This window comes from Sphingopyxis macrogoltabida (assembly GCF_001314325.1).
In the GTDB taxonomy this organism is placed as follows: Bacteria; Pseudomonadota; Alphaproteobacteria; order Sphingomonadales; family Sphingomonadaceae; genus Sphingopyxis; species Sphingopyxis macrogoltabida.
On record NZ_CP009429.1, the window covers coordinates 3,123,638 to 3,148,431 of the forward strand.

Sequence of the window (24,794 nt, forward strand, 5' to 3'; positions counted from 1 at the left end):
CGGCGACGCCAGTCGTGTCCAAGGCTGGTTAACCGCGCGGCCGTCCCTTTTTCGGACAGCCGCGCGCGGCAAAGTTAATCGAGGTTGGGGCGCAGCCAGCGCGTCGCGGTTTCGATATCGACCCCGCGCCGCTGTGCATAATCCTCGAGCTGGTCGCTGCCGATCCGCGCCACCCCGAAATACTGGCTTTCAGGGTGCCCGAAATAGAAGCCGCTGACCGCCGCGGTGGGCAGCATGGCAAAGCTTTCGGTCAGCACCAGCCCGGCATTGTCGCCCGCCTGCAACAGGTCGAACAGGATCGGCTTCAGACTGTGGTCGGGGCACGCGGGATAGCCCGGCGCCGGACGAATACCGCGATATTCCTCCTTGATCAGCGCTTCGTTGGTGAGCTGCTCGCCGGGTGCATAGCCCCAGAGGGTCGTACGGACATGTTGGTGCAGCCGCTCGGCGAACGCCTCGGCGAAGCGGTCGGCGAGCGCCTTCAGCAGGATGTCCGAATAATCGTCCTTGTCCGCGCGGAAGCGCTCGGAAAAAGGCTCAATGCCGTGGATGCCGACCGCGAAGCCGCCCATCCAGTCACCCGCCGGGTCGATGAAATCAGCGAGGCACATGTTCGCCCGGTCGCGGCTCTTCTTGATCTGCTGACGCAGGAAGGGCAGCGTCACATGGCGTTCCTCCTCGGCGATGTGGATGGTGACACTGTCGCCGTCGCGCGCGCACGGCCAGAAGGCACAGACGCCGCGCGCGGTCAGCCACTTCTCGGCGATCAGCGTATCGAGCATCGCGTCGGCGTCGGCCTTCAAGGCCCGTGCCGTTTCGCCGACCACATCGTCGTCGAGGATCGACGGGTATGTCCCGTGCAACTCCCACGCGCGGAAGAACGGCGTCCAGTCGATGCATTCGCGCAAATCTTCGAGCGACCAGTCGTCGAAGCGGTGCAGCCCGGGCTGCAACGGCGGCGCGGGCTTGTCGCTGAGGTAGGCGTCGTAAAAATTGGCCCGCGCCTCTTCGAGGGTGTGGAGCACGCTCTGCCCCTTGCCCGCGCGCACGTCGCGGATATGCTCATAATCCTGCTTGTAGCCGCCGACGAAGGCGTCGAACCCGGTATCGCTGACCAGCGCCGTCGCCACTCCGACTGCGCGGCTCGCGTCGAGGACATGGAGCACCGGCCCCTTATACGCCGGATCGATACGCAGCGCGGTGTGGACCTTCGATGTCGTCGCGCCGCCGATCAAGAGCGGCATCGTCATGCCTGCGCGCTGCATTTCCTCGGCCACCGTCACCATCTCGTCGAGCGACGGCGTGATGAGGCCCGACAATCCGATCATGTCGGCGTCATTCTCGTTCGCCGCCTCGAGAATCTTGCTCCACGGCACCATGACGCCGAGGTCGACGATCTCGAAGCCGTTGCACTGGAGCACGACGCCGACGATATTCTTGCCGATGTCGTGGACGTCGCCCTTGACCGTCGCCATCACGACCTTGCCCTTGCCCTTCGCGCCGGGTTCCTTCGACGCCTCGATGAAGGGCAGCAGGTGCGCGACCGCCTTTTTCATCACGCGCGCCGATTTCACCACCTGCGGCAGGAACATCTTGCCCGATCCGAACAGGTCGCCGACGACGTTCATCCCGTCCATCAGCGGGCCTTCGATCACCTCGATCGGCCGGTCCATCGCCAGGCGCATTTCCTCGGTATCCGGGACGATATGCGCGTCGATGCCCTTGACCAGCGCATGTTCGAGCCGCTTGCGCACCTCCCAGCCGCGCCATTCCTCGGCCGCCTTTTCCTGCGCGGCGTTGGTACCCTTATAGCGTTCGGCGAGCGCGATCAGCCGCTCGGTCGGGCTCAGTTCCTCGCCTTCGACCTTGCGGTTGAGGATGACATCCTCGCATGCATTGCGCAGTTCGGGATCGATCGTGTCATAGACGTCGAGCTGCCCCGCATTGACGATCGCCATGTCGAGCCCGGCGGGGATCGCATGATAGAGGAAGACGCTGTGCATCGCGCGGCGCACCGTCTCGTTGCCGCGGAACCCGAACGACAGGTTCGACAGGCCGCCGGAGAAATGTGCGTGCGGGCAGCGGACGCGGATTTCCTTCACCGCCTCGATGAAGTCGACCGCATAATTGTCATGCTCCTCGAGCCCCGTCGCGACCGCGAAGATATTGGGGTCGAAGATGATGTCCTCTGGCGGAAAGCCGATGGTCATCAGCAATTTATAGGCGCGCTCGCAAATCTCGACCTTGCGCGCCTCGGTATCGGCCTGCCCGACCTCGTCGAACGCCATCACGACGACCGCGGCGCCATAGGCCATGCACTTGCGCGCATGCGCAAGGAAAGGCTCCTCGCCTTCCTTCATACTGATCGAATTGACGATCGGCTTGCCCGGCACGCATTTCAGTCCCGCTTCGATGACGTCCCATTTCGAACTGTCGATCATCACCGGCACTCGCGCGATGTCGGGCTCGGCGGCGATCAGCTTCAAAAAGGTCGTCATCGCATATTCGGCGTCGAGCAGACCCTCGTCCATGTTGACGTCGATAACTTGCGCGCCGTTCTCGACCTGCTGGCGCGCGACCTCGACTGCCGCAGTATAGTCATCGGCGAGGATCAGCTTCTTGAACGCCGCCGATCCGGTGACGTTGGTGCGCTCGCCGATATTGACGAAGCTGGAAGAGGCGGCGGTGGTCATCGGATCATCCTGAACATGTGCATTAGGCGGCGAGCGGACGGGCAAGCACGAGATCGTCGTAGAGCTTGCCGCCGACATTGAACCGGCGGGTGCCGAGGTCGGCGAACCCCTGTTTGCGATAAAAGGCGAGCGCCCGGTCGTTCTGCGCATAGACGCCAAGCAACAGGCGGCGATGGCCGCGGGCGGCTTCCAGCGCCTGCGTCATCAACGCGGCGCCAAGGCCGGTGCCATGAAAGCGCGACAGCGAATAGATGCGCTTCAATTCGATATCGCCGTCGCGGGCGGCCGCAAGATCAGGCTTGCCAACGAGCACGAATCCGACCGGCGCGCCGCCGGGCTGCGCTTCGGCAAGCCACGCCCGGGCGCCGTTGGCCAGAGCGGCGCGATAGGCCACTTCGCAATGCTGCGCGGCGCAATGACCGACGATCGCATCGCCGTCGAGGATGCCCGCAAAGGTCTCGAGAAAGGTCGCCGCGCCGATCAGCGCGAGCGCCGGCGCGTCATCCGCTCCGGCCTCCCGGATCGTCCATTTCGGAATGTCCGTCATCGGTTCAGGCGGCCATGGTGAAGGGCTCGAGCCCCGCGAGCCGCGTCCGCACCGGCACGTCGGGGACGGGCCGCGGCACAAGCCCCGCGATCGCCTTCGCCATCGCGGCGATATGCGCCGGGGTCGACCCGCAGCAGCCGCCGAGGATGTTGACCTGACCGTTTTCGGCCCATTCGCCGACCAGCCCTGCCGTGGTGTCGGGCAGCTCGTCATATTCGCCGAGCTCGTTTGGCAGACCGGCGTTCGGGTAGACCATCACCAGCGCATCGGCGAGGTCGGACAAGACCTTCACATGCGGACGAAGCTGCGATGCGCCGAACGAGCAGTTGAGCCCGATCGTCAGCGGCTTCGCATGGCGCACCGCGTACCAGAAGGCCTCGACCGTATGTCCCGACAGGTTACGCCCGCTGAGGTCGGTCAGCGTCATCGAAATCATCAGCGGCAATTCGCGCCCGACCTTCGCCTCGGCCTCGAGTGTCGCGGCGATCCCCGCCTTGGCATTGAGCGTGTCGAAGATCGTCTCGATCAGGATGAAGTCGGCGCCGCCCTCGGCCAGCGCAACGACCTGATCGAGATAGACATGCTTCAACTCATCGAAATCGATCTCGCGATAGCCGGGGTTGTTGACGTCGGGCGACAGCGACAAGGTCTTGTTCGTCGGCCCGACCGCGCCCGCGACAAAGCGTCGGCGGCCGTCGATCGCTTCATATTTCACCGCCGTCTCGCGGCCCAGCCGGGCGCTTTCGATATTGATGTCGGCGACCAGTGCCTCGGCGCCATAATCGGCCTGGCTGATCCGGTTGGCGCTGAACGTATTGGTCGACACAATATCCGACCCCGCCGCGAGATAGGCCTCGCCGATCGCCGTCACGATATCGGGCCGCGTCAGCGCAAGGATGTCGTTATTGCCCTTCTGGTCGTGCGACAGGCCGAGGTTGCCGGCATAATCACCCTCGGCGAGCTTCCGAAGCTGGATCTGCGTGCCCCAGCCGCCGTCGGTGAGCAGGATGCGTTCTTTCGCTGCCGCCTGCAGCGCTTCACGTGCACTTGTCATGCCGCTTGGTCCTTTGCCGTCGCCACCGGCCGCAGCCCCAGCAAATGACAGATCGCATAGCTGAGTTCGGCCCGGTTGAGCGTGTAGAAGTGGAAATCACGCACCCCGCCCGCATAGAGACGGCGGCTCATTTCGGCGGCGACCGTCGCCGCGACGAGCTGGCGCGCCGCCGGATGATCGTCGAGCCCGTCGAACAGCGACACCATCCACGCCGGAATTGCGGTGCCGCACATATCCGCCATGCGGCGCGTCTGCGCCACGCTCGATACGGGCAGAATGCCGGGGATGATCGGCGCTGTGATCCCCGCCGCCGCCGCCGTGTCGCGAAACCGCAGAAAGCTGTCGGGTGAGAAGAAGAATTGCGTGATCGCGCGCGTCGCACCGGCGTCGAGCTTGCGCTTCAGATTGTCGAGGTCGGACTGCGCACAGTCGGCGTCGGGATGGACCTCGGGATAGGCGGCAACCGAGATGTCGAACGGCGCAACCGCCTTCAGCCCCGCGACCAGCTCGATCGCATTGGCATAGCCTTGCGCGTGCGGACGATAGGGACCGCCCGACGGCACGTCGCCGCGTAAGGCCACGATATGGCGCACACCGGCTTCCCAATAGGCCTCGGCCACCGCGTCGATCTCGGCGCGCGAAGCCTCGACGCAGGTCAGGTGCGCCGCGGGTGGCACGCTGCTCGTCGCGGCGATGCGCGCGACCGTCGCGTGGGTGCGCTCGCGCGTCGATCCCCCGGCGCCGTAGGTCACCGACACGAAGCGCGGTGCGAGCGGCTCCAGCGCATGGAAGGTATCCCACAACTGGGCTTCCATCTTTTCGGTCTTGGGCGGGAAAAATTCGAAGCTGACGCCGATATCGCCATCGAGATTGGCGAACAAAGGCGAAGCCGCGGCACGGCGGGCCTCCGCGAGCGAGTCGAGGTTCGATGTCATGCCGCAAGCCTTTTACGCTGGCCGTCGCTGCCTTGGGCGACGGGGGATTGATCTTCGTCGCTGCGCCGCCGGCCAAGCCACAGCTTGACCGCAAGTTCGCCGCCTTCGAGCGTCTGCGAGGTTTCGAGCCCCATGCCCGCCGACGCGAACCAGCCGCGGATCTGGGCATCGGAGAAGCCGAGGCGGGCATGCGCCGCGAGCGTGCGCATCTCCTCGTCCTCGTGCGGCGCGAAATCGACGATCAGCAGATGCCCGCCGCCGCGCAGCACGCGGCCCGCCTCGGCGATCACGCGATCGGGTTCGTGCGCGAAATGCAGCGCCTGATGGATAACGATGCTGTCGACGCTGGCATCGGCCACCGGCAGGTTCAGGAAATCGCCCTGCACCAGATCGATCGGCACCGGCTGGCCGGCGAGCTTGGCGCGCGCGATGCGCAGCATTTCGGGGCTGCGGTCGAGCGCCGTGATGCGACGCGCGGTCGGCGCGAAAATCTCCGCCATCCGGCCGGTCCCGGTCCCGATATCGAGCAGGTGGCCGAGCCGGCGATTGTGCATGATCGCGAGGATCGCCGCCTCGACCTCACTCTCGGCGACATGGCGCGACCGGATCGCATCCCATTCGGCGGCATGTTCGGCAAAATAGCGCTCGGCGGCGGCGGCGCGTTCGGTGCGGACCGCGACGAGGCGGCGGGCGTCATGCGCGATCACCAGCGCCTCGCGCGGCGAGAAGGGCCATTTATCGGCGCGCGCGATCGTTTCGCCGACAGGGCCGTCCTGCGCAAGGCGCAGGAAGACCCAGCTCCCCTCGCGGCGGCGTTCGACAACCCCCGCGTCGACGAGGATACGGACGTGCCGCGACACGCGCGGCTGGCTCTGGTCGAGCACGACCGCGAGCTCGCCGATCGCCAGCTCCATCTCGCGCAGCAGCGCAAGGATACGCAGGCGCGTCGGGTCCGCAAGGGCGCGAAAAATGTCGAGCAGCTCAGTCACAAAGACACATATAAAGCTTTCTTTATATCCGGTCAATCATTGACGAAGCCCCGTTTCCCGCCGCTTGCGACGCCGCGCGCCACTCCATCCATCGATTTGCACCCATGATCGGACAAAAGGCCGTTGCGCCCATTTTGACGAAAATGTAGCTCTTTGGGCGATTGGCAATTTGCCGGGTCGAAAGGTTCGTGTCCGAAATGCCGGTCGATCAATTCAATCGAGAGGGGTATTCCCAAATGAAGAAATCGATCACTCTGTCGCTCGTTCTCGCGGCCTCGATGGGCCTCGCCGCTTGTGGTGAAAAGGCTGCCGAAGCCCCCGCCACCACCGACGAATCGGCGGCAACCGTCGAAGGCGCCGCTGACGGCGCGATGGAAGCAGCCGAAGGCGCTGCCGACGCGAGCGCTGCTGCCGGCGACGCTGCTGCCGCTGCCGGCGCTGCTGGCGACGCCGCTGCTGCTGGCGACGCTGCGACCGCGACCGACAAGGCCGCCGAAGCTGCTGGCGCTGCCAAGGAAGCGACCGACGCTGCCAAGGCTGCAACCGAAGAAGCCAAGAAGTAAGCTTCTTTCGGGCCATTCGGCCAGAATTAAGGAGGGGGGTTGCCGACTTGGTCGGCGGCCCCTTTTCTTTTGGCCGTGCGGCCGAAAGCATGGGCATGCAGGATAGTTGCCAAGCCCCGAATCCACAGCTAATTCTTCACGACCGTGGCCGGTTTCGGTCACTCGGATGTTCGAAAGGAAATTTCATGCGCAAAATCATCATCGCCTCGATGGCCGCTGCGGCCTTCAGCCTCGCCGCTTGCTCGGAAAAGGCGCAGCAGGAAACGTCGGAAGCCGGCGAAGCCGTCGCCGATGATGCTGCCGCTGCCGGCGATGCCGTCGCCGAAGGCGCTGCCGATGCCGCCGACGCCACGGCCGCCGCCGCGGGCGAAGCTGCCGATGCGACCGCCGCTGCCGCCAAGGACGCCGGCAACGCCGTCGAAGGCACGGTGAACGCCGCTGGCGACGCCGCCGCGAAGGCCGGCGACAAGATCGCCGACGAAACGAAGAAGGCGGAAGCCAACGACAAGCAGTAATCGGGGCTTGCGCGCCAAGCGCGCGCAATCCGGAACGGGGGCTCCATTCCACGCGGATGGAGCCCCTTTTCGTGGGAGATTAGGATGCCGAGGATTGGCCTTTCCCTGTACGCCGCAGCGACGATCCTGACGGCAGGATGCAGCCGCACCGACAATGAGCCGGGCCCCGGTGGGGTGACGGTCAGCGAGGCAAAGGCGCTCGACGATGCCGCCGAGATGCTCGAAAGCCGCGACAGCGTCCCTGCCCCCGAACCGGCAAAGGACGAGAAGGCCAAGGCGAGCGAATAATCGCCTTTCGCTCGGCCGGGCGCAAAGCTAGACTGCACGCGCCCCGCAACTGGCGCTGATGATGGAGTCCCATCGGGAAGCGGGATTGGTCGAGAACCAGAGAGCCGCGCGCCTGCGTGATCCGTTGCAACCAAGGACCATCCGCATGCCCGACGCCCGGCCCGAACCGATCCAGATCGTCTTCCTGCTCTTTCCCGGCATCACCCAGCTCGATTTCACCGCACCAGCGCAGGCGCTAAGCCGCATGCCCGGCGCGACGCTGGCGGGCGCTGCGGCTACCATCGCGCCCATTGCCACCGACAGCGGCTTTTCCATCCTGCCGACGCATGATTTCGCGAGCTGCCCGCAGGCGGACATTCTCTGCGTTCCCGGAGGGCATGGCGTCGCCGAAGCATTGGGCGATGCCGCAACGATCGATTTTATCGCGCGGCAAGCCGCCGGCGCCCGCTCGACGACGAGCGTCTGCACCGGCGCCTTCCTGCTCGGCCGCGCCGGGCTGCTCGCGGGGAAGCGCGCAACGACGCATTGGGGCTACACCCATTTGCTGCCGCTTGTCGGCGCCGAACCCGTCGCCGGCCGCGTCGTCGAGGACGGCAACATCGTCACCAGCGGCGGGGTGACCTCGGGGCTCGACTTCGCGCTGACGCTGATCGCGCGGTTGCAGGGCGACACGGTCGCACAGGCGATCCAGCTCGCCATCGAATATGACCCCGCCCCGCCCTTCACCGGCGGCCACCCCGACCGTACCCCCGCCGCGGTCACGGCCGGACTGAAGGCGCGCGTCTATGACGCCGCGGCGGCGCGAATGGAAGAAGCGCTCAAGACTTAACGGCAGTCGGAGAGCGTAATCTCGTAGAGTTTGGGCCAATATTTTCCCGTCACGAACAGGCGCTTTTTCTTCGCATCCCATGCGATGCCGTTGAGCACGCTGTCGTCGCCCGAAACACCTGCATCGGCCTTCAGCCCCGACAGGTCGACGAGCGAGGCGACATCGCCGCTTTCCGGATCGATCCGGACCATGAAATCGGTCATCCAGATATTGGCCCAGACCTGCCCGTCGATCGCCTCGAGTTCGTTGATCATGCTGATCGGCCGGCCGCCGAAGCGCACGGTGACGCGCTTTTGCTCGGTCATCGTTTCGGGATCGAGGAAGCGGAGGTCCGAGGTCCCGTCGCTCAACACGAGCTGGTCGCCCACCGTCGTCAGCCCCCAACCCTCGCCCGCATAGGTGAAGTTGCCGAGCGGCTTCAGGTCCTTGATCGACCAGCGGTGACCGATGCCGTTCTGCCAGGTCACGCCGATGATCTGGTCCTTCCACCGCGCGATGCCTTCGCCGAACTGGTCGGCGGGCAAGCTGGTCTGGGCGAGCGCCTTTCCGGTGTCGAGGTCGAGCCGGGCAACGCGCGACCTGCCATATTGGCCCGTGCCCTCGTACAGATGATCCCCGTCCCAGAAGAGTCCCTGCGTGAAGCTGGTCGTATCGTGCGGATAGCTTTGCACGATGCGATAACCGCAGCGCTCGACCGGCGCGGGGTCCGCGGCGGCGGCGGCAAGGGCGAAGAGCAGGATCATCCTGCATAGCTATGACGGGCGGAATGAACTGGCAATGTCCCACTTTCGTCACCCCGGACTTGATCCGGGGTCCGGCTCGGCGACGCTGGAAAGCGGGACCCCGGATCAAGTCCGGGGTGACGGGATGGTAAAAGCGCAAAGAAAAAGGGCCGGAGCATCGCTGCTCCGGCCCTTGTTTCTGTCGGCGGGTGGCCGAACGGTTTGGACTTAGAAGTCCATGCCGCCCATGCCGCCCATGCCGCCGCCGCCCATGGGCATGGCGGGCTTGTCTTCGGGCAGCTCGCTCACCGCCGCTTCGGTGGTGATGAGCAGACCGGCAACCGAGGCCGAGTCCTGCAGCGCGGTGCGGACGACCTTGGTCGGATCGATCACGCCGGCAGCCACGAGGTTTTCATAGACGTCGGTCGACGCGTTGAAACCGAAGTTGCTGTCGTTCTGGTCGAACAGCTTGCCCGCGACGACGCCGCCGTCGAAGCCGGCGTTCTCGGCGATCTGGCGGACCGGAGCCTGCAGCGCGCGACGGATGATGTCGATACCGCGGGTCTGGTCTTCGTTCGCACCGGCGAGGCCGTCGAGCGACTTGGTCGCATAGAGGAGCGCAGTACCGCCGCCGGGGACGATGCCTTCCTCGACCGCAGCGCGGGTCGCGTGCAGCGCGTCGTCGACGCGGTCCTTGCGTTCCTTCACTTCGACTTCCGAAGCGCCGCCGACCTTGATCACGGCAACACCGCCGGCGAGCTTCGCCAGACGTTCCTGCAGCTTTTCACGGTCGTAATCCGACGTCGTGGTCTCGATCTGCGCGCGGATCTGTTCGACGCGGCCCTTGATCGCATCGGCTTCACCCGCACCGTCGACGATGGTGGTGTTGTCCTTGTCGATGGTGACGCGCTTGGCCTGGCCGAGCATGTTCAGCGTGACCGACTCGAGCTTGATGCCCAGGTCTTCGCTGATCATTTCGCCGGCGGTCAGGATCGCGATGTCCTGCAGCATCGCCTTGCGGCGATCGCCGAAGCCCGGCGCCTTGACGGCCGCGACCTTCAGGCCGCCGCGCAGACGGTTGACGACGAGCGTTGCAAGCGCTTCGCCTTCGATGTCCTCGGCGATGATCAGGAGCGGACGGCCCGACTGCACCACGGCTTCGAGGATCGGCAGCATCGACTGGAGGTTCGACAGCTTCTTCTCGAAGATCAGGATGTACGGATCCGAAAGCTCGACGAGCATCTTTTCCGGGTTGGTGATGAAATAAGGCGACAGGTAGCCGCGGTCGAACTGCATGCCTTCGACGACGTCGAGTTCGAAATCGAGGCCCTTGGCTTCCTCGACGGTGATCACGCCTTCCTTGCCGACCTTTTCCATCGCTTCGGCGATCTTCTCGCCGACTTCGGTGTCGCCATTGGCCGAGATGATGCCGACCTGCGCGATTTCCGAGGTGCCCGAAACGGGCTTCGACTGCGCCTTCAGCGTCTCGACGACCTTGGTGACCGCGAGGTCGATGCCGCGCTTCAGGTCCATCGGGTTCATGCCGGCGGCAACCGACTTCATGCCTTCGCGGACGATCGCCTGGGCGAGCACGGTCGCGGTGGTGGTGCCGTCGCCGGCCTTGTCGTTCGCCTTCGATGCGACTTCGCGCAGCATCTGGGCGCCCATGTTTTCGAACTTGTCCTTCAGTTCGATTTCCTTGGCGACGGTGACGCCGTCCTTGGTGATGCGGGGCGCACCGAAGCTCTTGTCGATGACGACGTTGCGGCCCTTGGGGCCCAGCGTGACCTTCACCGCGTCGGCGAGGGTGTCGACGCCGCGCAGGATGCGCTCACGCGCGTCGCGGCTGAATTTTACGTCCTTAGCAGCCATGTGCTTATTCCTTTCAAAGGCGCAGAAAACTGCGCAACTTTACTCGCAAATCGATGAAACCGCTCAGGCAATGACGCCGAGAATGTCCGATTCCTTCATGATCAGCAGCTCTTCGCCGTCGACCTTGACTTCGGTGCCCGACCATTTGCCGAACAGGATGCGGTCGCCGGCCTTGACGTCGAGCGGGGTCACCTTGCCGTCGTCGGCGCGGGCACCGGTGCCGACGGAGACGACTTCGCCTTCCTGCGGCTTTTCCTTGGCGGTGTCGGGGATGATGATGCCGCCGGCCGTCTTTTCTTCGGCTTCGATACGGCGAACGAGCACGCGGTCGTGCAGTGGTCGGAACTGGGTCATGAAACTCCCTCCAGAAGTGCAAATGATATCATTTTAGCACTCACATGCCGGGAGTGCTAACAGGCGGGCATATGGGTGGGAGTCAAAAGGCCGTCAAGCAGCGGCGGTCAACTTTTTTGCGTCAGGCCGGAAGAAGGCCGAGACGGCTGCGCATCCGCCAGCGCGTCAGCAGCACCGCCGAGACGACGATCAGCCCGACCGCCAGCCCGATCCACACCCCGACACCGCGCAGCGGCGTCCAGAAACCGAGGTAGATGGCGGTGCCGTATCCGGCAATCCAGTAACCGCACACCGCAATGATCATCGGGATGCGCGTATCCTGGAGCCCGCGCAGCACCCCCGCCGCCACCGCCTGTGCGCCGTCGAAGAGCTGGAAGGCCGCGGCGACGACGAGGAACTGCATCGCAAACCCGACCAGCGCGGCATTGCGCGCCGCATCGACGTCGACATAAATCGACAGCACGAGCTTCGGGAACAGCCACATGATCAGCGCGGTAAAGGCCATGAAGCCGATGCCGAGCAGCAGCGACGCCTGCCCCGCAAAGCCGATGCCGCGATGATCGCGCGCGCCATAAGCCAGCCCGACGCGGATCGTCGCCGCCTGCGCCACCCCGAACGGGATCTGGAAGGCGAGCGCCGCGACCTGCAGCGCGATCGTGTGCCCCGCCAGTTCGGTTTCGCCGATACGGCCCATCAGGAAGGCGGCCCCGGTGAACAGCCCCGCTTCGGCAAGGATGGTCAGGCTGATCGGCGTGCCGATGCGCAGCATCTCGAAGAAGCGCGACCATTCGGAGCGCCACCAGTTGCCGAACAGGCGGTAGCGCCGCAGCCGCCTGTCGGTCTGGATGACAACGACATAGGCGAGCAGCATCAGCGCGCTGGTCATCACGCTCGATATCGCCGAACCGTGGAGCCCGAGCGCGGGCAGGCCGAGATGGCCGAAGACGAGTACCCAGTTGCCGAGCGCATTGACGCCAAGCGCAAAGAAGGTGATTGCCGTCGCGATCGTCGGCCGGCCGAGCGCCGAGACGAAAATGCGCAGCACGCTCGCCGCGATCATCGGGAACATGCCGAACATCAGGATGAGGAGGAAGCTCGCCGCGCGCGCCGTCAGGTCAGCGGGCTGGCCGGTCGCGCGCATGATCGGGCCGCCCGCTGCGCACACGCCCATGAAGAGCAGCGAGACGAGCGCGCTCAGCCACAGCGCCATGCGTACCGTGCGCCGTACCTCGCGCACGCTGTGCTTGCGGCGGCCGAGTTCCGCCGCGATCAGCGGCGCCGCCGCGCCGACCAGGCCCGTCCCCGTCCACAGCAACAGCCCGAAGATCGAAACGCCCAGCGACGAGGCGGCGAGCGCCGTATCGCCCAGCCGGGCAACGAAGATCACGTCGATCGCGTGCACCATCATCTGGAGCAGGTTCGCCGCCGCCAGCGGCAGGGCGAGCGCCCACGTCGCGCGGAACTCCGCACGGAAATTCTGCGGACGATCCGCAGTCAGGGGGTGGGCCTGCTCGAGCATAGCCGGCCCGGATAGGCGCGGGCGCGCGGCGCTTCAATCCCCCGGCAGCGCGCGAAGCGAAATTCCCGTCCATGGTGGCAAATCGGCCACATCGGCCGTCGGTCAGCGCGATGGGTCGAGGTAGATTTCGACGCGGCGATTGGCGATGGCTTCCACCGGCGTCCCGGCCAGCGGACGGCTGGTGCCGACACCCCGGGCCCGGATCGCTTTCGGATCGACGCCGCGCGCGCGCAGTTCGTTCGCGACGATATCGGCCATCCGCTGGCTATCGGCGAGCGTGCCTCCGCCGCTTTCGACATGACCTTCGACGCGAACCGAGCCGCGGCATTCACGCCACGCCAGCCAGGTGTTGCTGATCGTCAGATTGCCGACGGGCGGCATGTCGGTGCGCCGGGCAACGAAGGACAGGACAAAGGGATCATCGGGACGGCAGAAGATTGGCTTGCCCCCGCCGGCCGCCGCCATCGGGACGACCTCTGCCGGTGCCGGCAGGACGGGGAGGTCCGACGATGCGGTCGCGGAGACGGGCGCCTGCTGCGGCGGCTCGGGGTCGTCACGTCCAAAGGTGAGTGCGGCGACCGCGACGAGCAGCAGAGCACTCCCGGCGAACAACGGCCAATAGCGTGCTGGCCCGCCGCGAGTGGCTTCCGCCGCCATCGGATCCGCGGGAGCAGCCCGGCCCGGGTCCGGCGGCGCGCGATGCGCCAGTGCGGCGGCACGCTGCCGCGCGGTTTCGACAAGCGGGTCGTCCGGATTGGCGGCGATCCAGCCGCGCCACAGCCCCGCATCGGCCGCCTGTTCGCAGCGGACATAATCGCCCAGCCCCGGCCGCCCGACGAGGCGGCCGATCCGCCCCACCACCTGCCGCCAGCCCTCGCCAGTCTGGAAATCGCGGCGGTCGAACAGGTCGACCGCCTGCACCGACGCGAATTCCAGCGGCGGCAGGCAATCGTCGAGCCGCGCCGCGACCAGCCGCTCGTTCTGCCGCCCGGTGCGCGCCTCGGCGCGGATCCAGTCGCTGTCGGCGGCGAGCGCCGACCAGAGCACGAGAACGGCCTTCGCCGAGCGCACCTCGCGTTCGATTTCGCGATCGAAATCGGTGCCGGGTTCGATATGCGCGTCGAACCAGACCGACAGTTTCAGGTCGACGAGCGCGTTGTAGATGGCGACGCAGCGGCCGCGCTCCTCGCGCTTGTAGCTGATAAAGACGTCGGTCATCGTCCCGGGATAATGCGCAGGACGGCTATTTGCTCCACAGCATCGCCATCTCGACCGCAAAGGCGATGAAGGTCAGCGTCAGCCCGACTACGAACAGCCGGTAGGCATAGGCAAGGTAACGATATTTGCGCCGCGCTAGGACGATGCCGTTCTGATAGGTATCGCGCAGCATCGTCTCGTACAGATCCTCCTCGGTCCGGAGGCGCGCCTTCACCGCCGCGATGAACTCATCCTCGTCCATCTGCGCGAAGCGGCCGAAGAAGAGGATGTTGCTGTGATCCTTGCCGTCTCGATAGACGACCGGCGGCGCCTTGCCGACGCGCGGCAGCACCGCCGAAATCGCGAACAGCGCCGACAGGAAGGAAAAGGTCGCAAGGATCGCGAGCGGCATCGCCAGCGCCCCTCCCCCCGACCGCGCCTGCCCGATCGCGAGGGTGAAGACGACGAAGGTCGCGCCCATCAGGATCGATGCCTTCTGGTCGGCCATCTGCGACAATTGCATCGTGATCTGCTGGTTGGTACGGACGAGATGCACGGCATTCGGCGGGAAGGAAATCGGCGGCGGCGCCGGCGATGTCGTTGATTCTGCGCTGTCCATGCTGCCATGCCCCTGCCAGCGACCCTGTCACAGGAATGGCATGAAGTACCGCAACCGGCAAGATGCTGCCCTGTTCCCGCCGCATTCGCTTGCCAATCGGGCGGCAGCGCGGCATTCCCGCGCGCAATCTTATTTCTTTACGGGACGCACTTGCATGAGCACCGCCCTTCGCGACCAGATTTACGGCCTTATCGCCCCCTTCAACAAAAAGGGCGTCGAGCTGACCGATGCCACGACCTTTGCCGGCGACCTCGAATGGGACAGCCTGACGGTGATGGATTTCGTCGCCGAGGTCGAGGACACGTTCGACATCATCATCAGCATGAACATGCAGGCCGAAATCGAAACCGTCGGCCAGCTCGTCGCCGCGGTCGAGAAACTGCAGGGCTGACACCGCGATGACCGATCTTTTCAGCAAGTTCGACCCGCTGATCCAGCAGCGCGAGGCGCTGCTCGCGACCGGCGTCACCGATCCGTTCAGCCTGGTGATGGAAAAGGTCCTCTCGCCGACCGTCGCGATCTGCAACGGGCGCGAGACGATCCTGCTCGGCACCTATAATTATATGGGCATGACCTTCGACGACGACGTCATCGCCGCCGGCAAGGACGCGCTCGACAAATTCGGCAGCGGCACGACCGGCAGCCGCGTCCTCAACGGCACCTATCAGGGGCATAAGGAGTGCGAGGACGCGCTCAAGGAATTTTACGCCATGGATCATGCCATGGTGTTCTCGACCGGATATCAGGCGAATCTCGGCATCATTTCGACGATTGCCGGCAAGGGCGACTATGTCATCCTCGACATCGACAGCCATGCGTCGATCTATGACGGGTGCAAGATGGGCGACGCCGAAATCGTCGCCTTCCGCCATAACGACGTCGAGGCGCTCGAAAAGCGGCTGAAGCGCCTGCCCCCCGAAGCGGGCAAGCTTGTCGTGCTCGAAGGCGTCTATTCGATGCTCGGCGACGTCGCGCCGCTGAAAGAGATGATCCGCGTCTCCAAGGAAGCCGGCGCGATGGTGCTGGTCGACGAAGCGCATTCTATGGGTTTCATTGGCGAACATGGCCGCGGCGTCGCCGAGGCGCAGGGCGTGATCGACGACGTCGACTTCATCATCGGCACGTTCAGCAAGAGCGTCGGCACGGTCGGCGGCTTCTGCGTGTCGAACCATCCGAAATTCGAAATCATGCGGCTCGTCTGCCGTCCCTATGTCTTCACCGCCTCGCTGCCGCCGAGCGTCGTCGCGACCGCCGCGACCAGCATCCGCAAGCTGATGCACGGATCGAACAAGCGCGCGCACCTGTGGGAAAATTCGAAGACGCTGCACAAGGGCCTCAAGGACCTCGGCTTCCAGCTCGGCACCGAAGAGCCGCAGTCGGCGATCATCGCGGTGATCATGCCCGATCTCGAAAAGGGTGCGATGATGTGGGAAGCGCTGCTCGAGGAAGGGCTCTACGTCAATCTCGCGCGTCCGCCGGCGACCCCCGCGGGCATGACGCTACTGCGCTGCTCGCTCTGCGCCGAGCATTCGAGCGAGCAGGTCGGCGAGATCCTTGCGCGCTTCGAGCGTGCGGGCAAACGCGCCGGGATCATCGGCTGAAGCCGCTGCAAGGCCCGACCAGCGGATTCCTTTTCGGGTTGAATCGAAGCATCGGCCGCGCGCTGCCCGCTTCGCCGCTTTGCGGCAGGGCGCTTGTCCGGTAAAGACGGCGCGTGTTCGAGAGGGATTTCGATATCGAGACCGAAAGCCGGCGGGAGCGTGTTCGCTTCTGGCTGACGATCGGGGTCGCGACCATCCTGGTCGGCGTCGTCGCGGCGCTCGTCCTGCTGCTGTCGCGCGCCAACGATAATTACGAACGCTCGCTCGGCTGGCAGACGCAGAGCATGGAGGTCATCTCGCAGACCCGCTCGCTCGACGCCTCGCTCGCCCGTGCCGAGGCAGCGCTCGGCCGCTTCGCGGTGGGCTTGCAGAAGGAAGACGGGCGCGTTTTCGAGCAGCAATGGGGCCGCGCGCGCCAATATCGTGTCCAGCTCCAGCGCAACGTCCGCGACAATCCGGCGCAGGCGAAGCTGGTCGCGGAACTGACGCACGAAATGGACCGGCGCGGCGCCCAGCTCGGCGACGCGGCGCTCAGCGCCAATTATCGCCAGACCGTCGCCGCCATTTCCAAATATCACGCTGCCGGGCACGATCAGGGGCTCGGCAAGATCGACAAGCTGCTGACGCGGATCATCGACAACGAACGCACCCTGCTGCGCGAACGCAACCGCCTCGCGGCGGCCGATCGCGCCAGCCTCAACCAGGCGATGCTGCTCTTCTCGCTGCTCGGTGCCGGCGCCGCGGTGATCGCGATCGGTGCGACCTTCTCGCTCGTCCGTGCCGAGGCCGAACGGCGGCTGGCGCGACGCGAGCAGTTGGTCGAAAGCGACCGTGCGATGCAACTCGAAGCCGCCGTCGAGGCGCGCACCGCCGAACTGGAGCAGGCCAACACCGCACTGCGCAGCGAGATGAGCGAACGCCTCTCGGCCGAGGAACAACTGCGTCAGGCGCAGAAGATGGAAGCCGTCGGCCAGCTTACCGGCGGCATCGCGCATGATTTCAACAATATGCTCGCGGTCGTCGTCGGCGGCCTCGAACTCGCGCAGCGCTGGTTGTCGGAAGCGCCCGACAAGGCACAGCGCCACCTTGCCAATGCGCTCGATGGCGCCAACCGCGCCGCCGACCTGACGCGGCGGCTGCTAACCTTCGCGCGCTCCGAGCCGGCGCGGCCCGAAATAACCGTCGTTGACGAATGCATCGCGTCGTTCGCCGAACTCGTCGAGCGGACAATCGGCGACCGGATCGCGCTGACGCTCGATCTTCAGGCTCCCGACCTCGCTTGCCGGCTCGACCGGCGCCAGTTCGAAAATGCGCTGCTCAACCTCGCGGTCAATGCCCGCGACGCGATGGACGGCCACGGATCGCTGACCATCCGCACCCTGCGCGACGAAGAAGAGGAAACGGCGGCGCTGGCGGTGCAGGTGATCGACACCGGCTGCGGCATGTCGCCCGAAGTTCTTGAGCGCGTCTTCGATCCCTTCTACACCACCAAGCCCGCCGGTCAGGGCACCGGCCTCGGCATGAGCCAGGTCTTCGCCTTTTGCCGCCAGTCGGGCGGCGAGGTACAGATTTCGTCGACCGAAGGCGAAGGAACGAGCGTCGCGATGCTGCTGCCTGTCGCCCGCGCCGAAGAGGCCGTCGACACCGACGGCGATCCCGGCGAAGGTGTGGCCCACCCTACCCTCGCCGACGCGCTCAGCATCCTCGTCGTCGAAGACGACCAGCGCGTCCTTGCCGCGACCGTCGACGCGGTCGCCGAACTGGGCCACAGGCCCGTCGCGTGCGGCAATCCGCTGGAGGCCGAAGCCCTTGTCGAAGGGCAGTTCGCCGCTGGCAGCGGCTTCGACCTCATTCTGTCCGACGTGTTGATGCCCGAACTCACCGGGCCCGAAATGGTCGCGCAACTGAAGCAGCGCTGGCCCGAACTCTCCGTCCTTTTCGTCACCGGCTATGCCGGCGATGCCAGCGAAGACGCCGCCTTCGGCGACCATGACGTGCTGCGCAAGCCCTTCACGCTGAGCGCGCTCGACCAGGCGATCCGGCGGAGCGGCGATACGCGGCCGGGCGATGGACAACGGCTGGCGAGCTGAGTTTTTCGCTTGCCGCATTTTCCGGGTGAAAATGCTCAGCGGATCGCGCCGCTTTTCATCAATCGCGGTACGAGGGTCAGCGCCGCGACGAGCGGCCAGCGGCGTTGCCACGGCTTGATCTCGATCTTTGTGCCCGCGTGGCGGTTGATCTTCCACGCCAGATAATCGATCCCGCCCGCATAGGTCAGGCTCGCCTTGGCCAGCCGGACGATGCTGAGCGCCTTGCCTTCGGCGCGGCGCCGCGCCCACCCCCCGCTCCGCACGCCCGCCGGGAACGCGGCGATCGCCGGGGCGCTGAAAGCGAGATAGCGTCCGGCATCGGCGTCAACCACCGATTGCGCGCGCCCCGTCCGCTCGGCGCGGAGTTCGACCGAATAGGTCAGCGCAAAGGCGCGCCGCCACCAGTCGAGCGGCGCTTCGCCTGCGACGCCCCCCGCCGCCGCGAGCAACGTCGGCGCGGCGCGTGCGACCGCCGTGACCGCGCGGTCCGCCGCGGTATCGTCGACAACCCAGACCAGCCGCGACGGCTGCGCGAAACGCGCCCAGACCGACACATTGCGCGTTTCCGGCCCGTTCAGCCGGTGAAAATCGGCTTCGCTGAGCACGGCATATTTGGCGATCAGCCCGTCATGCTGGAACGGAAAGACGTTGGGCGGGATCAGCCGATTGGCGACCGCCTGCCAGCGCTTCGGATAGGCATCGCCATAATCCGACACGATCAGGTAGAAATCGAGCATCAGCCCGTCGAGCTCGCTTTCGCGGAGGCAGCTTCCGTAAAACAGCACCGCGCGCGCGCTGCCCGGATATTCGGCCGCGATCGCCGCGGCCATCGCCGCGACGCGCGGGTCGACCGGGACCGATAATTCGGCGCGGACCAGTTCCCCGATATCGGTCATGACGCGATGCTTCTCAGGCGGCGAGGCGCAGGAACGGCACCGGCTGCGTCGAGGTCAGGATGATCGGCTGGCCGCCCTTCGCCTCGAAAATCTCGCCGTCGAGGATGACGTTCGACCGCTCGCCCTCGATGCGGATCTCGTCGCCCTGCTGGAAATGCACGCCTTCCAGCTCTTTCTGCCCCAGCGTCCCGCGCCAGGTCGCGCCGAGCATGCGGAACAATGCGCCGACGCTGCTGTCGGTCGCCAGCAATTTCATATGGCCGTTCGTCCCGCCGCCGTCGCTCGTCCGGATGCTGAGCAGCAGCTTTTCGAGCGTCGTGACGATGAGCAGCGAGAATTTGCCCTTGAACTCGCCCTGCCGCACCAGCGACACGGTCATCGGCTCGGGCTTGGGCGGCAGGCGTCCGCCGCCGAGGCCAAAGATGATCGAAAACAGCCCGAGCACTGCAGCCAGGAAATGCGACAACCCGTTCGGCAGGCCGAGCGGATAGATGCGGTTGCGGCAATAGAGCATGACGTCGGCGAGATAGGCGCCGCCCAAGAACATGCCGAGCACCGGCCGCGTCTCGCCGCCGCTGTCGAGCGAAATGAGCTGGCGTTCGATCACATGATCCTCGAGCCGCCCCGATTCGACCAGTTCGACGACGCGCTCAAGCGCCTTTAGCGGATCGCCCTCGGCGCCGAGGTCGAGCGCGATCAAATTGGTCTTGCCGTTGGGAAGCACCGCGACCGGCGGCGGCGAACCGCCGAAATGGCCGCCCGAATACAGCTCGGTCAGCGCCGCCTGCACCGTGCCGTCGCCGCCATTGATCACGATGATCCGCGGGCTGACCATCGCGATGGTACGGATCGCTTCGCCGATCTGGTCGACGTCCTCGACCTCGTAATGAAAAATGTCGGGATGCGCCGCGCAATATTCGCGAACCCGGGGCAACAGGGCACGGTTGCCCGTCGAACGCGGATTGGAAAGAAGCGCGACGCTGGCCATTGCCCCTTACATATATTTCATCGTGATGGAGATCGTCCGGGGGGCGTCTCCAACCGAAAAGGCCGTCTTCTTGTAGCTCGGCTTGCCGAGGTTGAAGACGTTGATGCTGGGATTGTTCGACATCCCGCCGCCGTCCGACGACAAATCGGTCTTGCCGTTGCCGTTGACGTCGTGACGCACCGCGATGCCATAGGTCCCGGCTTCGGGAAGCGGCACGCAGACGGTCATCGACCCGGCGCGCGCCGGCACTTCGATGCGGGTGATCCAGCGGCCCTTGGCAAGCCAGTCGGCCGCCGTGCCGCGATAGCTTTGCACGCGAATCTTGCCGGTCGACGCCTTGACGCCGCTGATCTGGACCAGAGTCGACGGTCCGCTCTTGCACTTCGACAGATCGTTCGTGATGACGCGGCCTTCCGCCTGCGCCGATGCGGCAAAAGCCAGCAACGCAACACATAGCGAGGCCGATACAAATTTCGACATGACCTCAAAACCTCCAGAGGCTATAGCCATGCCAGCCACGCAAAAAGCATGTGCCGACACGGGTCCCTGTCGCCCTTGAATCGGTATATCGGAACCATTTGCGGCCAAATCATGGTGATGGGGCGACGAAAGATTGAATAAGCTACCTGCCATCGACCGCTATATCGCGCGGCTCATCTTCTTTCCCATGCTCGGCACGCTCGTCCTGTCGGCGATGCTGCTCGTGCTCGAAAAAATGCTCCGGCTGTTCGATTTCGTCGCCACCGAAGGCGGCCCGGTCAGCGTCGTGTGGCGGATGCTCGCCAACCTGATCCCCGAATATCTCTCGCTCGGCATCCCCATTGGCCTCATGCTCGGCATCCTGCTCGCCTTCCGCCGGCTCGCGACGTCGAGCGAGCTCGACGTGCTCAAGGGTGTCGGCATGAGTTTCGGGCGCTTGATGCGTGTACCCTTTGCCTATGCCGTCGCGCTGGCCGCGCTCAATCTCGCGATTGTCGGCTTTATTCAGCCGGTTGCGCGCTATGCTTATGAAGGTTTGCAATTCGAGCTGCGGTCGGGGGCGCTCGGCGCGTCGATCAAGGTCGGCGAATTTACCAAGCTCGGCCAGCGCATGACGCTGCGGATCGAGGAAAGCTATAACGACGGCCGCAGCCTGCGCGGGATTTTCGTGCGCGGTGAGCAAAAGGACGGTCAGAGCGTGTCGGCGACGGCCTCGCGGGGCCAGTTTCTCGCGACCGACGATCCCGACACGATCATCCTGCGTCTGACCCAAGGCGTGCTGATCCACGAATCGCCGAAGTTCGCGGTGCCGCGCGTGCTGAGCTTCGACAACCACGACCTACCGATCCCGCTGCCCAAGATCGAGGCCTTCCGCACCCGCGGCGGCTCCGACCGCGAGATGACGATCCCCGAACTGTTCGTCGCCGGCAAAGACAAGGCCGAATCTCCCGATACCCGGCTGGAAATACGCGCGAATTTCCACTTCCGTATCGTCGAGGTGATGTCGATGTTCCTGATCCCGCTGATCGCAATCGCGCTCGCAATCCCACCAAAACGATCGACCTCGTCGCTCGGGGTCTTCCTGTCGATCGTCCTGCTTGTCACCCAGCACAAGATCAACCAATATGCCGAGGATCTCGGCGCCCGCGGCACCGTCGACCCGATCCTCGCGCTGTGGGTGCCCTTCCTCTTGTTCGCGGCGCTCGCGGTGTGGATGTATTACACCGTCGCGCACGTCCCCGGCGGCCAGCCGATCGGCGCACTCGAACGCGTCGCCGCCAAGGCCGGCCAGAAGCTCCGCGCGCTGATGACCATTTTCCAGCGTAAGCCCAAGATCGCCTGATGCACCAGCTCCACTTCTTTCCGTCGCGCACGATGGCGCTTTACGTCGGACGTCTGTTCCTCGTCCGCAGCTTCGCGATCCTTTTCGCGCTGGTGCTGATCCTGCAAACGCTCGATCTGCTCGGCGAGAGCGGCAAGATACTCGCGGTGGCGGGCAACAGCGACAGCGACGTGTGGCGCTATGTGGGCTTGCGCCTGCCACAGATCGTCGAGACCTTCCTGCCCTTTTCGGTGCTGCTGGGGACGATCCTGACGCTGATCACGCTCAACCAGAACAGCGAGGTGATCGCGATGAAGGCGTCGGGCATGTCGGCGCATCAGGTGCTCGCGCCGCTGTTCCTCGCCGCGCTGCTCGTCGCCGGGATCAGCTTCGTCTTCAACGAACGTATCGTGACGCGCGCCAACGCGGCGCTCAGTGCCTGGCAAAAGGTGCAATATGCGCAGGTGCCCGCCGACAGCGGGCTGCGCAGCAACATCTGGGTGCGCGCCGGCGACGACCTGATCAACGCCCAGACGGTGCAGACCGGCGGGCCGACGGTCGTCTTGGGCAAGGTCGCGATCTACGAGCGTACGCAGGGCGTCCTCTCGTCGATCCTTTCGGCCGACAGCGCCCGCGCGGTCGACGGCGGTTGGGAGCTCACCAATGCCAAGCGCTTCCTGCGCCGCTCGGGCACGCTCGAACCGCTCGGCAACATCGTCGCGGCGAAGGGCGTGCGCCCCGACCAGTTCACGCTGGCGCAGGTCGACGGCGACGAACTGCCCTTCCTCCAGCTCCAGTCGGCGATCGCCGATCTCGAAGCCGCGGGGCGGCCGGTCGACGCGCTGAAGGGCGTGCTCTGGCACAAGATTTCGGGGCCGCTGTCGGCGATATTGATGCCGCTCTTGGGCGCCGTCGCGGCCTTCGGGCTCGCGCGCTCGGGCAAGCTGTTCGTCCGCGCGATCCTCGGCATGGCCTTGGGCTTCGCTTACTTCGTCGCCGACAATTTCGCGCTCGCGATGGGCGATCTCGGCGCCTACACGCCCTTCCTCGCCGCATGGGGGCCGTTCATATTGTTTGCGCTGATCGGCGAGATGATTTTGATCCGGACCGAGGAATAGCGAGATGTCAGCTAAGTCACTAATGACTGAAGACGACCGCGCATGGAATAATTTTGTCATGCTGAGCGATGAATCGAATAAAAACGAGATATATCGATCTGCTGCTATCGCCAATCTGTATATGGGCGGGGCAAATAGTGGGGGAATAAACTCGTTTCTTACATCGACGCCACATTTAAGCGGCCATGAGGTACTAACCGCACTAGCAGATATCGGTGCAGATATCGCAGCGAAGCATCTGACAGATATACTGCAAAAACTGGGCGAACCCCTCGCTCGTTCAACAGCGGAAGATCGCTGGAACTTATTAGACAGATGCTGGTGTGACGAACTGGAGGACTTGGACGTCCTTTCACAGGAGGCCGACAGCGACCTTATGGCCTCTTTATGGCGGCACGTCATCAGTCACAAAGCATACTACAACGCTCTCGGCGATACACACTAGATCTGCTTGTTCTACAGAAGATGCGTTACTGGTGGTACAGGCCGCAAGCTTCAGGCCGCCGCCCCGCCCCGCGCCGACCCCGCCACCAGCCGCCCGACCAGCCCCGGCAATCCGGCATAATTGGCGCCATGATATTGCGAGTCCGCGGGCAGCGCGTCCTTGAGGCGGCGATGCGCCTCGGGCAGCGCATGATAGGGAACCCCCGGCAGCAGATGGTGGAGCGCATGGTAGCGCAGCCCGACCGGCGCCCATAGTTCGGGCAGCACGCCCGGCGGCGGCACGTTGACGCTGTCGAGGAACTGCGCGGTCACGGTCAGCACGCCGCCGTCATTTTCCCACAGATGCGCGACGAGAGTACGGATCTGGTTGAGCACGACGGTCGCCGACGCGATGGCGCCGAAGATGATCAGCGCGCGCAGCGGCACCCAGCCGAAAACGCCCGCAGCGATCAGCAAGGTCGACCACGCCCAGGCGCCGCCCTCCTGCCAGGCCCATTGCCGGCGGAACTCGCCCTCGGGCGGCTTGCGGCGGAACATCGGGTTGATGATCAGCCCCGAATAGCGTTCGACGACGATCCGGCGCAGCGGCGGGATCAGGAACGACAGCGGGGTCAGCACCGCATAGCGGAAGACGAAGGCCAGCGGCGCAAAGGCCGCGAGGACGACGAACAGCGGCACCGTCCACGGCTTCATCAGCGCCAGCGGCAGATATTCGGGATCGTCGACCGTGCCATATTTGGTGCGGTTGTGGTGCAGGCTGTGGATGCCCTCGTACATGAACGACGGGATCAGCAGCGGTACCCCGATGAGCATATTCCAGCCGAGGCGGAACCCCGGCAGCGCATTTTTGCGGATATGCGTGATCTCGTGAATGAAGCTGCCGGCGCGGTAGAGGGCGAGCACGGCGACCAGCGAGGCGGCGAGCATCCACGCCGTCGACGGCGCGAAAATCGCCGCCGCGATGCCGGCATAGCCGGCGAAGGCCGAAATCAGGAAATCGGTCCAGTAGATGCGCGGGCTGGGCGCGGTCAGGTCGCGCGTCAGCTCCGACGCCGCGCGGATCATCGCCATATCGTCGGCGATCGCGGATTTCGGGGTCGCTGCCGCCTGCGGCTCGGACGCCCGATCGACAAGGGTGTTCATCGCAAACATGGGATGCT

At 65.2% G+C, this 24,794-nt stretch carries 25 protein-coding genes; 10 read left to right on the forward strand and 15 right to left on the reverse strand.

The window, feature by feature from the left end; genetic code table 11:
- Positions 1 to 74: 74 nt before the first annotated feature.
- From metH to LH19_RS15445, 5 genes are read right to left on the reverse strand one after another with little or no spacing between them, the layout of a single operon-like run.
- The gene (gene metH, locus LH19_RS15425; protein ID WP_054729764.1) at positions 75 to 2,693 is read right to left on the reverse strand and encodes a methionine synthase; all 2,619 of its coding nucleotides are present in this window, start codon (positions 2,691 to 2,693) and stop codon (positions 75 to 77) included.
- A gap of 22 nt (positions 2,694 to 2,715) precedes the next feature.
- Positions 2,716 to 3,240, reverse strand: a complete 525-nt coding sequence (locus tag LH19_RS15430) for a GNAT family N-acetyltransferase (protein WP_054729767.1) — start codon at positions 3,238 to 3,240, stop codon at positions 2,716 to 2,718.
- Between the two features lie 4 nt (positions 3,241 to 3,244).
- Positions 3,245 to 4,294, reverse strand: a complete 1,050-nt coding sequence (locus LH19_RS15435) for a homocysteine S-methyltransferase family protein (protein ID WP_054729772.1) — start codon at positions 4,292 to 4,294, stop codon at positions 3,245 to 3,247.
- Positions 4,291 to 5,229, reverse strand: a complete 939-nt coding sequence (metF, locus tag LH19_RS15440) for a methylenetetrahydrofolate reductase (RefSeq protein WP_054729775.1) — start codon at positions 5,227 to 5,229, stop codon at positions 4,291 to 4,293. Before metF ends, LH19_RS15435 begins: the two co-directional genes overlap by 4 nt.
- Positions 5,226 to 6,218 carry an ArsR/SmtB family transcription factor gene (locus LH19_RS15445; protein ID WP_054587350.1) on the reverse strand — a complete coding sequence of 331 codons (993 nt, stop codon included), beginning with the start codon at positions 6,216 to 6,218 and terminating at the stop codon, positions 5,226 to 5,228. Before LH19_RS15445 ends, metF begins: the two co-directional genes overlap by 4 nt.
- A gap of 236 nt (positions 6,219 to 6,454) precedes the next feature.
- On the opposite strand from LH19_RS15445, the gene LH19_RS15455 reads away from it, so the two are divergent.
- From LH19_RS15455 to LH19_RS15470, 4 genes are all read left to right on the forward strand, one after another.
- On the forward strand, positions 6,455 to 6,781 hold the full coding sequence (locus LH19_RS15455; RefSeq protein ID WP_054587349.1) for a hypothetical protein: 327 nt from the start codon (positions 6,455 to 6,457) through the stop codon (positions 6,779 to 6,781).
- Positions 6,782 to 6,966: 185 nt separating this feature from the next.
- On the forward strand, positions 6,967 to 7,296 hold the full coding sequence (locus LH19_RS15460) for a hypothetical protein (protein WP_054729781.1): 330 nt from the start codon (positions 6,967 to 6,969) through the stop codon (positions 7,294 to 7,296).
- 84 nt (positions 7,297 to 7,380) lie between these two features.
- A complete protein-coding gene (locus LH19_RS15465; RefSeq protein WP_054729784.1) occupies positions 7,381 to 7,584 on the forward strand; it encodes a hypothetical protein in 204 nt (67 codons plus the stop codon).
- Positions 7,585 to 7,729: 145 nt separating this feature from the next.
- Complete coding sequence (locus tag LH19_RS15470; RefSeq protein WP_054729787.1) at positions 7,730 to 8,413, forward strand: DJ-1/PfpI family protein; 684 nt, start codon at positions 7,730 to 7,732, stop codon at positions 8,411 to 8,413.
- Here the strand turns inward: LH19_RS15470 and LH19_RS15475 are convergent.
- The 6 genes from LH19_RS15475 to LH19_RS15500 form a co-directional block, all read right to left on the reverse strand.
- On the reverse strand, positions 8,410 to 9,156 hold the full coding sequence (locus LH19_RS15475) for a glutaminyl-peptide cyclotransferase (RefSeq protein WP_054729790.1): 747 nt from the start codon (positions 9,154 to 9,156) through the stop codon (positions 8,410 to 8,412). The genes LH19_RS15470 and LH19_RS15475 overlap by 4 nt on opposite strands.
- A 207-nt stretch (positions 9,157 to 9,363) precedes the next feature.
- The gene (gene groL, locus LH19_RS15480; RefSeq protein WP_054729793.1) at positions 9,364 to 11,007 is read right to left on the reverse strand and encodes a chaperonin GroEL; all 1,644 of its coding nucleotides are present in this window, start codon (positions 11,005 to 11,007) and stop codon (positions 9,364 to 9,366) included.
- Positions 11,008 to 11,070: 63 nt separating this feature from the next.
- On the reverse strand, positions 11,071 to 11,361 hold the full coding sequence (gene groES / locus LH19_RS15485; RefSeq protein ID WP_054587343.1) for a co-chaperone GroES: 291 nt from the start codon (positions 11,359 to 11,361) through the stop codon (positions 11,071 to 11,073).
- Positions 11,362 to 11,482: 121 nt separating this feature from the next.
- Positions 11,483 to 12,880, reverse strand: coding sequence for an MATE family efflux transporter (locus LH19_RS15490; RefSeq protein ID WP_054729796.1), 1,398 nt, complete (start codon positions 12,878 to 12,880; stop codon positions 11,483 to 11,485).
- 102 nt (positions 12,881 to 12,982) lie between these two features.
- Positions 12,983 to 14,098, reverse strand: coding sequence for a TIR domain-containing protein (locus LH19_RS15495; RefSeq protein ID WP_054729798.1), 1,116 nt, complete (start codon positions 14,096 to 14,098; stop codon positions 12,983 to 12,985).
- A 25-nt stretch (positions 14,099 to 14,123) separates the two neighbouring features.
- Positions 14,124 to 14,696 (reverse strand): Pycsar system effector family protein, encoded by a 573-nt coding sequence (locus tag LH19_RS15500; protein ID WP_054729801.1) that lies wholly within the window; start codon positions 14,694 to 14,696, stop codon positions 14,124 to 14,126.
- A gap of 154 nt (positions 14,697 to 14,850) precedes the next feature.
- On the opposite strand from LH19_RS15500, the gene LH19_RS15505 reads away from it, so the two are divergent.
- The 3 genes from LH19_RS15505 to LH19_RS15515 all read left to right on the forward strand — a co-directional run bounded on the left by LH19_RS15505 (position 14,851) and on the right by LH19_RS15515 (position 18,387).
- Positions 14,851 to 15,087, forward strand: a complete 237-nt coding sequence (locus LH19_RS15505) for an acyl carrier protein (RefSeq protein WP_054590139.1) — start codon at positions 14,851 to 14,853, stop codon at positions 15,085 to 15,087.
- 7 nt (positions 15,088 to 15,094) lie between these two features.
- The gene (gene spt, locus LH19_RS15510; RefSeq protein ID WP_054729804.1) at positions 15,095 to 16,297 is read left to right on the forward strand and encodes a serine palmitoyltransferase; all 1,203 of its coding nucleotides are present in this window, start codon (positions 15,095 to 15,097) and stop codon (positions 16,295 to 16,297) included.
- 113 nt (positions 16,298 to 16,410) lie between these two features.
- Positions 16,411 to 18,387, forward strand: coding sequence for an ATP-binding protein (locus tag LH19_RS15515; protein WP_054729807.1), 1,977 nt, complete (start codon positions 16,411 to 16,413; stop codon positions 18,385 to 18,387).
- Between the two features lie 35 nt (positions 18,388 to 18,422).
- Here the strand turns inward: LH19_RS15515 and LH19_RS15520 are convergent, their stop codons facing one another.
- Genes LH19_RS15520 through LH19_RS15530 form a run of 3 tightly spaced genes read right to left on the reverse strand, consistent with a single transcriptional unit; the run spans position 18,423 to position 20,751 of the window.
- Positions 18,423 to 19,283 (reverse strand): hypothetical protein, encoded by an 861-nt coding sequence (locus tag LH19_RS15520; RefSeq protein ID WP_054729810.1) that lies wholly within the window; start codon positions 19,281 to 19,283, stop codon positions 18,423 to 18,425.
- Between the two features lie 13 nt (positions 19,284 to 19,296).
- The gene (locus LH19_RS15525) at positions 19,297 to 20,271 is read right to left on the reverse strand and encodes a diacylglycerol/lipid kinase family protein (RefSeq protein ID WP_054587336.1); all 975 of its coding nucleotides are present in this window, start codon (positions 20,269 to 20,271) and stop codon (positions 19,297 to 19,299) included.
- Between the two features lie 6 nt (positions 20,272 to 20,277).
- Positions 20,278 to 20,751 (reverse strand): DUF2141 domain-containing protein, encoded by a 474-nt coding sequence (locus tag LH19_RS15530; RefSeq protein WP_054729815.1) that lies wholly within the window; start codon positions 20,749 to 20,751, stop codon positions 20,278 to 20,280.
- A 133-nt stretch (positions 20,752 to 20,884) separates the two neighbouring features.
- Between LH19_RS15530 and lptF the strand changes: the two genes are divergently transcribed.
- Genes lptF through LH19_RS28735 form a run of 3 tightly spaced genes read left to right on the forward strand, consistent with a single transcriptional unit; the run spans position 20,885 to position 23,635 of the window.
- Entirely contained in the window at positions 20,885 to 22,093 is a 1,209-nt protein-coding gene (gene lptF, locus LH19_RS15535) for an LPS export ABC transporter permease LptF (RefSeq protein ID WP_082395769.1), read from the forward strand.
- Positions 22,093 to 23,190 (forward strand): LPS export ABC transporter permease LptG, encoded by a 1,098-nt coding sequence (lptG, locus tag LH19_RS15540; RefSeq protein ID WP_054729817.1) that lies wholly within the window; start codon positions 22,093 to 22,095, stop codon positions 23,188 to 23,190. Before lptF ends, lptG begins: the two co-directional genes overlap by 1 nt.
- 4 nt (positions 23,191 to 23,194) lie before the next feature.
- A complete protein-coding gene (locus LH19_RS28735; RefSeq protein WP_145923485.1) occupies positions 23,195 to 23,635 on the forward strand; it encodes a hypothetical protein in 441 nt (146 codons plus the stop codon).
- A 50-nt stretch (positions 23,636 to 23,685) separates the two neighbouring features.
- Here LH19_RS28735 and LH19_RS15545 read toward each other — a convergent pair whose 3' ends face one another.
- Entirely contained in the window at positions 23,686 to 24,777 is a 1,092-nt protein-coding gene (locus LH19_RS15545; RefSeq protein WP_234716187.1) for a fatty acid desaturase family protein, read from the reverse strand.
- Between the last annotated feature and the right edge of the window lie 17 nt (positions 24,778 to 24,794).